Genomic DNA, 8,059 nt, shown 5'->3' with positions numbered 1-8,059 from the left:
CCCCCGGTCAGCACGACGCAGCGCACGCCGGCGTCGCCGGCCGCCGCGTCGAGCTCGCCGCGCAGGCGCCCGAGCATCTCGGTGGTGAAGCTGTTCAGCGCGGCGGGACGGTGCAGCGTCAGCGTCCGCACGCTGCCGGTCTGCGCGACGAGGACCGTGGGGTCGGACATCGGTGCTGCCTTTTCTGCCAGGGAATGCCGGGACATCTCCCGTGTGCGCTCGGGCAATGCATGATTGACCGACCAGTCGGTAGACTATATGTTCCGGTTCGGGCTCCTGCCCATCCCTGCAACTACCTACCCGGAGCCGCCATGCCCTGCTACGCCATCGACGGGGTGCTGCCGGTTGTCGATCCGAGCGCCTACGTCCACCCCACGGCGGTGCTGATCGGAGACGTGATCGTCGGCGCGCACTGCTACGTCGGCCCCTGCGCCTGCCTGCGCGGCGACTTCGGACGCATCGTCATCGGGCCGGGCGCCAATGTGCAGGACAACTGCGTGCTGCACGGCTTCCCGGACCAGGCGACCGTGGTCGAGGAGAACGGCCACATCGGCCACGGCGCGGTACTGCACGGCTGCGTGGTGCGGCGCGACGCGCTGGTGGGCATGAACGCGGTGGTGATGGACGAGGCCGAGGTCGGCGCGCAGGCCATCGTGGCGGCCTGCGCCTTCGTCCCGGCCGGCATGCAGGTGCCGCCGCGCACGCTGGTGGCCGGCACGCCGGCCCGGCCCAAGCGGCTGCTGAGCGACGCCGAGATCGCCTGGAAACTCGAAGGCACCCAGACCTACCAGGACCTCGCGCGGCGCAGCCGCGACTCGCTGCGCGAGGTGCAGCCGCTCACCGCGCTTGACGCCGACCGGCCGCGCCTGCAGGGACCGGCGCTGCGGACGCTGATCGCGACGAAGCGTGCCTGAGGCCGGCGTCGCGCGCGCGACTGTCCTCACCGTCCGGCAATCGCACACTCATCGCTCCTGCCCCTTCACCCCACCCAGGCGGACCCCATGCAAGCACTCTGGCAACACAGCGCCCTCGAACTGGCCACGCTGATCGCACGGCGCGACGTGTCCTGCGTCGAGGTGATCGAGGCCCATCTGGCGCGCATCGAGGCCGTCAACCCGCGCGTCAACGCCGTGGTCCGTCTGCTGGCCGACGAGGCCCGCGCCGCCGCCGTGGCGGCCGATCGCCAGGTGGCGGCGGGCGCCGCGCTCGGTCCGCTGCACGGCGTGCCGATCACGGTGAAGGAAAACATCGACATGGCCGGCCTGCCCACCCCCCTGGGGCGTGCCGGCGCTGGCTGGCGCGATGGTGCCGGAGGATGCGCCGACGGTGCAACGCATGCGCGCGGCCGGCGCGATCCCGATCGCCCGCACCAACCTGCCCGACCTGGCGCTGCGGGTGCACACCGACAGCAGCCTGCACGGCGCACGCTCAACCCCTGGAATCCGGGGCGCACCGCCGGCGGCTCGAGCGGCGGCGACGCGGTGGCGCTGGCCACCGGCATGGCCGCGATCGGCCTGGGCAACGACATCGGCGGCTCGCTGCGCAACCCGGCCAATGCCTGCGGCATCGCGTCGATCCGGCCGTCGGCGGGCCGCGTGCCCGACGCCGGCTTCGTGCCGGCCGAAGACCGCCTGTTCGCGGTGCAGCTGATGAACGTGCAGGGCCCGATGGCACGTCGCGTGGCCGACGTGCGTGCCGCGCTGCAGGCGCTGATGGGCGCGCACCCGCGTGATCCCTGGTCGATCTCGGCGCCGCTGGTCGGCGCCGCCGAGCCCGGACCGCTGCGCGTCGCGGTGCTGCCCGAGCCACCGGGTGGCCGCACCGATCCGCGCGTGGCCGCCGCGGTACGGCGGGCCGCCGCGGCGCTGGCCGATGCCGGCTACGAGGTGACCGAGATCTGCCCGCCGCGCTACGAGGACGCGATCACCGCCTGGGCGCAACTGCTGTTCGGCGACTTCGAGGCGATGACGCCGCAGCTGCTGCCGATGATGGGGCGCGACGGCGCAGCCTTCTGGGAGATGCTGCGCGCCATCATGCCGCCGTGGGCCGACACCGCGGCGGTGTCCGAGCTGTTCATGCGCCGCGACGGCATCGCGCGCGACTGGTCGCGCTTCATGGCGACGTACCCGCTGCTGCTGTCGCCGACCTGGTCGCAACTGCCGTTCGAACCCGGCTTCGACTGCGCCTCGCCCGCTGGCGCCGCCGACACCGCGGAGATGATCCGTCCGGTGCTGCCGGCCAATCTGATGGGCCTGCCCTCGGCCTGCGTGCCGGCGGACCGCGACGAGGCCACCGGCCTGCCGATCGGCGTGCTGCTGACCGGCCGGCGTTTCCGCGAGGACCAGTGCCTCGATGCCGCCGAAGCGATCGAGCGGCGCTTCGCGCTCGCCACGCCCATAGACCCCGTCGGCTGAGACTCAGAGGTCGACCGGCAGCTCCAGGTGCTGCCGGTAGATGAAGTCGCGGTGCTCGCCGAGGATGGGGACCGCGGCGGCCCTCACCACCGGGTCGCCGGTCGTGTACACGGCACGGAACAGCGGCGTCATCGCGCACAGGTCCTGCGGCAATGGCGAGACCAGCGCGTAGGCGCAGGCGGCATAAAGGTCCAGCGCGGTGAGCGAGGCCCCCACGCAGTAGCGGCTGCCGCGCTCGCGTTGCGATCGCAGCCGGTCGGCCAGCAGGCCCATCACCTCGGCGCAGCGAGCGGGCGCCGCCGCCGCGGCAGCGTCGCCGTACCCGTACTTCCGGCCGAGGAACCTGAAGCTCTCGCGGATCTCCGGCGGCTGATCGGGGCCGGAGAAGTCGCGCACCATCAGGTGCCGCCGGTTCCACACGAAGCCGTTCTCGCCGAAGATCTCGTTTGCCAGGCCGAACATCAGCATCCGCTCGTCGACATCGCGCGGGATCAGCGCCGGCTCCGGCGCCAGCCGCTCGAACAGATACAGCTGTTCGATCCACGTCGACCGCGGTGGCTCCTCGTTCCACACCGCGACCGGCGCGGTGGCCTGCGCGGTCCAGCGGATCAGCGGCAGGTTGGAACCGAGCAGCTCCTGCCTCACCTTCACGTGCGCGAGCTTCTTGACGTGCAGGATCGCCTTGGCCGCCTCGCTCCACGGGCCGGGCACGCCCGGCGTGAGCACCACGCGCAGGCCGGGCATCCCGACCGCGTCCTCCACGTCGACGTAGTGCGCCATGCGATGGGCCTCGGTGGACTCAGCGATCGACCGGCGGCACGTGACCGCCGAGCGATCCGCGCGCGGAGATCTCGATCCAGTTCCCGTCGGGGTCCGCGACGAAACCGTAGCGCGCGACCGTGCCGAAGGTGACCGGGTCGCGCGCCACGCTTCCGCCGCGCGCCACGATCTCCTGCATCGCCAGGTCGGCATCGTCGATCTGGACGGTGAGGTAGCGGAACGCCAGGCCGACGAAATCGTTGCAGGGTCGCCCGCCCGGGCCGGGCGTGACGAACAGCAGCGTGTCGCCGCAGCGCGCCACGTCGTCGGCGACGCGGTCGAACGCCATCGCCTCGGTGTAGAAGCGCATCAGCCGCGCGGTGTCCGGCGTGCGCACCGTGATGCCGATGCCCACCACGCCATCGGTGCCGCTCGGCACCACGCGGACCGCGTCGCCGTCCGGGTGCCGGCCTTCGTAGCGGCGCGCATCGGGGCCCGCGATCGTCAGGCCGACGTAGCCGGTCGGCGGCTGCCCGGGCAGCGGCGTCGGGTAGTGGTTCACCTTGACGACGGAGCCGTGGGCGTCGTAGCGGTGCTGGACGGTGCCGTTGCCGAAGTCGAGCTCATGGTCGAGGCGCAGGCCCACGGTGTCCGACCAGAAGCTGCGCTGCTGCGCGATCTGGTTGGTGAACAGGCCGATGTCCAGGTGCGGCTTGAGCAGGCGCATGGCCGGTCCCTCAGGCGCCCAGCGTGTCGAGCGCGTGGTTGTCGATCGCCTGGTGCGCGCCACCGGTGATCATGTGCGCGAACAGGCGGTCGCCCCGTTCGGTGCGCTTGACGATCACCGTCGCGGCGATCGCGACCGCGAGCACCGCGAAGCTGTAGTGCCGGTAGTCGGCCATCGCGTGGTCGAAGCTGTAGTCCTGCACGCCGTGGGCGCAGAGTGCCTCGTGGTAGCCGGCGAGCAGCGAGCGCTCGTGCTTGCGGCGCGTCTCGCGGTCGAACGCTCCCCCCAGGAAATAGGCGGTGTCCATGCCGGTCCCGAGGAAGTTGCTGGTCTGCCAGTCGACGATCGCGACCCGGCCCCCCGCGGGATGGAACAGCATGTTGTCGGGCCGGAAGTCGCAGTGCGAGTAGCACTTGGGCAGCGGCCGCGGCCGGTTCCAGTGCGCGTGGTGACGGACGTAGCGCTCGCAGACATCGGTGACCTCGGCGGACAGCACGCCGTCGTAGGTGCGCTTGAAATAGTCCCACGACGACTCGATCAGCTCGGTGGTGTAGAAGCCCTGCGCGCCTTCGGGCACGTAGAGCCAGGGCTGCTTCATCAGCTCGAGGTCGTTCCAGTAGGCCGCGTGGAGCCGGGCCGCCTCCGACAGCGCACGGCGCGCCTCGTCGACGCTGCAGCCGCGCATCTGGTCACCGGGCCGGGCCGGCGCCAGGTCCTCGAACAGCAGCACGAAATCGTTGGCGGCATCGATCTCCGCGACGTAGGTCCGCGGCACGTGGATGCCGGCCTTCGCGGCCGCCTCCCGGTAGAACATGACCTCCGAGCGGTAGAAGCCCATCGACCGCCCGGTCTCCGCCGCCGTGGCATTGGCGGACGGGAACTTGCCGACCACCGACTTCGGCGCGTCGGGCGGCGGCGTGCCGGCGTACTCGAGGTGGAAGCGCCGGGTCTCGCCGAGCTGTCCGGTGCCCACCGACTCCATCACCAGTCCGGCGACCCGGGCGTTCACGCCCCCGGCGGCCAACGCGGCCGTGATCCACGCAGGGGTCACCGCCTCGGGCGGCACGATGGCGACAGGCTGGCTCATGGGCAGGTCTCTCCGGGTTGCTCGCGGCGCAGCTTAGGGCGCGGGCACGCTGAAAGATGGCTCATTCCGGACACCGCGCTTGCCCAGGCGTGACAGGCAGCCTGGGCAGGCTGCGGCTATCCTCGTCCCGATGCAGCACATCCTCACGGCCACAGGCGTCTCCAAGACCTACCGCTCGGGCTTCCACGCGCTCAAGGGCATCGACCTGGCGATCCGCCCCGGCGAGATCTTCGCGCTGCTGGGACCCAACGGCGCCGGCAAGACCACGCTGATCAGCATCGTCTGCGGCATCGTCAATGCGAGCAGCGGCCGCATCGAAGTCGACGGGCACGACATCGTTCGCGACTACCGCGCCGCACGCTCGCTGATCGGCCTCGTGCCCCAGGAGCTGACGACCGACGCCTTCGAATCGGTGTGGAACACGGTGTCCTTCAGCCGCGGCCTGTTCGGCAAGCCGCCGGACCCGGCGCACATCGAGAAGGTGCTGAAGGCGCTGTCGTTGTGGGACAAGAAGGACAGCAAGATCATGGCGCTGTCGGGTGGCATGAAGCGACGGCTGATGATCGCCAAGGCGCTGTCGCACGAGCCGCGCATCCTCTTCCTGGACGAGCCGACCGCCGGCGTCGACGTGACGCTGCGGCGCGACATGTGGCAGCTGGTCCGCGAGCTGCGCGCCACCGGCGTGACCATCATCCTGACCACGCACTACATCGAGGAAGCCGAGGAGATGGCCGACCGCATCGGCATCATCAACAAGGGCGAGCTGGTCCTCGTCGAGCAGAAGGCCGAGCTGATGCGCAAGCTCGGCCGCAAGCAGCTGACACTGCAGCTGACGGCGCGGCTGGCGCAGGTGCCGCCCGCGCTGGCCGCCTACGCGCTCACGCTGTCGGCCGACGGCCTGGAGCTGACCTACACCTACGACACGCAGAGCGGGCGCGCCGGCATCGCCGCGCTGCTGGACGCGCTGAGCGGGCTGGGGATCGCCTTCAAGGACCTGCACACGACGCAGAGCTCCCTGGAAGACATCTTCGTCGGCCTGATCGAGGACAACACCCCATGAGCATGAACCTGCACGCGGTGCGCGCGATCTACCGCTTCGAGATGGCGCGCGCGTGGCGCACGCTGATGCAGAGCGTGATCTCGCCGGTGATCTCCACCTCGCTGTACTTCGTGGTGTTCGGTGCGGCGATCGGCGCGCGCATTCCCGAAGTGGACGGCGTCAGCTACGGCGCCTTCATCGTGCCGGGGCTGGTGATGCTGTCGCTGCTGACGCAGAGCATCTCGAACGCCTCGTTCGGCATCTACTTTCCCAAGTTCACCGGCACGATCTACGAGCTGCTGTCGGCGCCGGTCTCGGCCTTCGAGATCGTGCTGAGCTACGTGGGCGCCGCGGCCACCAAGTCGGTCGTGCTCGGGCTCATCATCCTGGCCACCGCCTGGCTGTTCGTGCCGCTGCGCATCGAGCACCCGGTCTGGATGCTGCTGTTCCTGGTGCTGACGGCGGTGACCTTCAGCCTGTTCGGCTTCATCATCGGCATCTGGGCCGACGGCTTCGAGAAGCTGCAGGTGGTGCCGCTGCTGATCGTCACGCCGCTCACCTTCCTGGGTGGCAGCTTCTATTCGATCGGCATGCTGCCGCCGTTCTGGCAGACGGTGGCGCTGTTCAACCCGGTGGTCTACCTGGTGAGCGGCTTCCGCTGGAGCTTCTACGGCACGGCCGACGTGCACATCGCACTGAGCCTGGGCATGACCTTCGCTTTCCTCGCCGGCTCGCTGGCCGTCGTGGCCTGGATCTTCCGCACCGGCTACCGGCTGAAGACCTGACGCGCGTTCAGGCGCCGGCCGGGCCCTCGATCAGCACCGCCCGGAAGTCGTTCACGTTGGTCAGCGTCGGGCCGGTGACCACCGAATCGCCCAGCGCCTGGAAGAAGCCGTGGCCGTCGTTGTCGTCGAGGCTGGCGCGCGGGCGCAGGCCGAGCGCCCAGGCACGCGCCAGCGTGTCGGGCGCGGCGCAGGCGCCGGCGATCTCCTCGACGCCGTCGACGCCGTCGGTGTCGCCCGCGATCGCATGCACGCCGGGCAGGCCGTCCAGCGCGATGGCGAGCGACAGCAGGAACTCGACATTGCGGCCGCCGCGGCCCCGGCCTTTCAAGGTGACCGTGGTCTCGCCGCCCGACAGCAGCACGCAGGGCGGGCGGAACGGCTGGCCGTGCAGCGCCACCTGCCTTGCGATGCCGGCGATGGCCTTGCCAACCTCGCGTGCCTCGCCCTCGAGGCTGTCGCCCAGGATGTAGGGCGTGAGGCCGGCGTCGCGCGCGACCCGCGCCGCCGCCTCGAGCGCGATCCGCGGCGCGGTGATGAGCCGCGTCTCGCTGCGTGCCAGGCGGGGATCGTGCGGCTTGACGGTCTCGCCGTCGCCGCTTTCCAGCAGCGCGCGCACCGCCGGCGGCAGCGCGATCCGGTAGCGCTGCACGATGGCCAGCGCGTCGGCACAGGTGGTCGGGTCGGCCACGGTCGGGCCCGATGCGATGTCGATCGGGTTGTCGCCCGGCACGTCGGAGACCAGCAGGCTCACCAGCCGGGCCGGGTGGCAGGCGGCGGCCAGCCGCCCGCCCTTCAGCGACGACAGGTGCCGACGCACGCAGTTCATCTCGGAGATCGTCGCGCCGCTCTCCAGCAGTGCGGTGTTGACGGCCTGCTTGTCGGCCAGCGTGAGCCCGGGGCCCGGCGCCACCAGCAGCGAGGAGCCACCGCCGGAGATGAGAGCGATCACCAGGTCGTCGGCGCGCAGATCGCTCACCAGCGCACGGATGCGTTCGGCCGCGCGCAGCCCGGCGGCGTCGGGCACCGGGTGGGCGGCCTCGACGATCTCGATGCGCTCGCAGGGCACCGCATAGCCGTAGCGGGTGACCACCAGGCCCTGCAGCGGGCCGTCCCAGTGCTGCTCCAGCACCCGCGCCATCGCGGCCGAGGCCTTGCCGGCGCCGATCACGAAGGTGCGGCCCGCCGGCTTCTCGGGCAGGTGGGCCGGCAGGCACAGCGCCGGCTGCGCCGCGGCCACGGCCGCGTCGA

Annotated in this window: 7 protein-coding genes and 2 pseudogenes; 5 read left to right on the top strand and 4 right to left on the bottom strand. The window is 71.2% G+C overall.

Going from position 1 to position 8,059, the window contains the following annotated elements; genetic code table 11:
- Nucleotides 1–311 precede the first annotated feature (311 nt).
- From Y694_RS18145 to Y694_RS18140, 3 genes and pseudogenes are all read left to right on the top strand, one after another.
- Nucleotides 312–914, top strand: a complete 603-nt coding sequence (locus Y694_RS18145) for a transferase hexapeptide repeat family protein (RefSeq protein WP_036235069.1) — start codon at nucleotides 312–314, stop codon at nucleotides 912–914.
- An 87-nt stretch (nucleotides 915–1,001) separates the two neighbouring features.
- Nucleotides 1,002–1,268 (top strand): annotated as a pseudogene (locus Y694_RS27260) (amidase family protein); the annotation flags it as partial.
- Nucleotides 1,269–1,302: 34 nt separating this feature from the next.
- Nucleotides 1,303–2,414: pseudogene (locus Y694_RS18140) on the top strand (amidase family protein).
- Between the two features lie 3 nt (nucleotides 2,415–2,417).
- Here Y694_RS18140 and Y694_RS18135 read toward each other — a convergent pair.
- Genes Y694_RS18135 through Y694_RS18125 form a run of 3 tightly spaced genes read right to left on the bottom strand, consistent with a single transcriptional unit; the run spans nucleotide 2,418 to nucleotide 4,987 of the window.
- Nucleotides 2,418–3,194: a hypothetical protein gene (locus tag Y694_RS18135; RefSeq protein WP_036235067.1), complete on the bottom strand. Its 777-nt coding sequence runs from the start codon at nucleotides 3,192–3,194 to the stop codon at nucleotides 2,418–2,420.
- Nucleotides 3,195–3,213: 19 nt separating this feature from the next.
- Nucleotides 3,214–3,900 (bottom strand): VOC family protein, encoded by a 687-nt coding sequence (locus Y694_RS18130; RefSeq protein ID WP_036235065.1) that lies wholly within the window; start codon nucleotides 3,898–3,900, stop codon nucleotides 3,214–3,216.
- 10 nt (nucleotides 3,901–3,910) lie between these two features.
- Complete coding sequence (locus Y694_RS18125; RefSeq protein ID WP_051495874.1) at nucleotides 3,911–4,987, bottom strand: phosphotransferase; 1,077 nt, start codon at nucleotides 4,985–4,987, stop codon at nucleotides 3,911–3,913.
- Between the two features lie 130 nt (nucleotides 4,988–5,117).
- On the opposite strand from Y694_RS18125, the gene Y694_RS18120 reads away from it, so the two are divergent.
- Together Y694_RS18120 and Y694_RS18115 are read left to right on the top strand one after the other, a co-directional pair.
- Nucleotides 5,118–6,047, top strand: a complete 930-nt coding sequence (locus tag Y694_RS18120; protein WP_011828578.1) for an ABC transporter ATP-binding protein — start codon at nucleotides 5,118–5,120, stop codon at nucleotides 6,045–6,047.
- Nucleotides 6,048–6,049: 2 nt separating this feature from the next.
- Nucleotides 6,050–6,811, top strand: a complete 762-nt coding sequence (locus Y694_RS18115; RefSeq protein WP_036235073.1) for an ABC transporter permease — start codon at nucleotides 6,050–6,052, stop codon at nucleotides 6,809–6,811.
- 7 nt (nucleotides 6,812–6,818) lie between these two features.
- Here Y694_RS18115 and Y694_RS18110 read toward each other — a convergent pair.
- Nucleotides 6,819–8,059, bottom strand: a 1,241-nt coding sequence (locus tag Y694_RS18110) for a glycerate kinase (RefSeq protein ID WP_036235063.1), incomplete at its 5' end; no start/stop codon positions are given.

Origin of the sequence: Methylibium sp. T29-B (assembly GCF_000576225.1) — a bacterium.
In the GTDB taxonomy this organism is placed as follows: Bacteria; Pseudomonadota; Gammaproteobacteria; order Burkholderiales; family Burkholderiaceae_C; genus Methylibium; species Methylibium petroleiphilum.
Note: the sequence above shows the minus strand (reverse complement) of the source record. Positions and strands in the feature narration are given on the sequence as shown.

Coding starts and splice junctions, on each gene's coding strand:
- Y694_RS18145 (WP_036235069.1), top strand. CDS start 312: ATGCCCTGCTACGCCATCGACGGGGTGCTGCCGGTTGTCGATCCGAGC.
- Y694_RS18135 (WP_036235067.1), bottom strand. CDS start 3,194: ATGGCGCACTACGTCGACGTGGAGGACGCGGTCGGGATGCCCGGCCTG.
- Y694_RS18130 (WP_036235065.1), bottom strand. CDS start 3,900: ATGCGCCTGCTCAAGCCGCACCTGGACATCGGCCTGTTCACCAACCAG.
- Y694_RS18125 (WP_051495874.1), bottom strand. CDS start 4,987: ATGAGCCAGCCTGTCGCCATCGTGCCGCCCGAGGCGGTGACCCCTGCG.
- Y694_RS18120 (WP_011828578.1), top strand. CDS start 5,118: ATGCAGCACATCCTCACGGCCACAGGCGTCTCCAAGACCTACCGCTCG.
- Y694_RS18115 (WP_036235073.1), top strand. CDS start 6,050: ATGAACCTGCACGCGGTGCGCGCGATCTACCGCTTCGAGATGGCGCGC.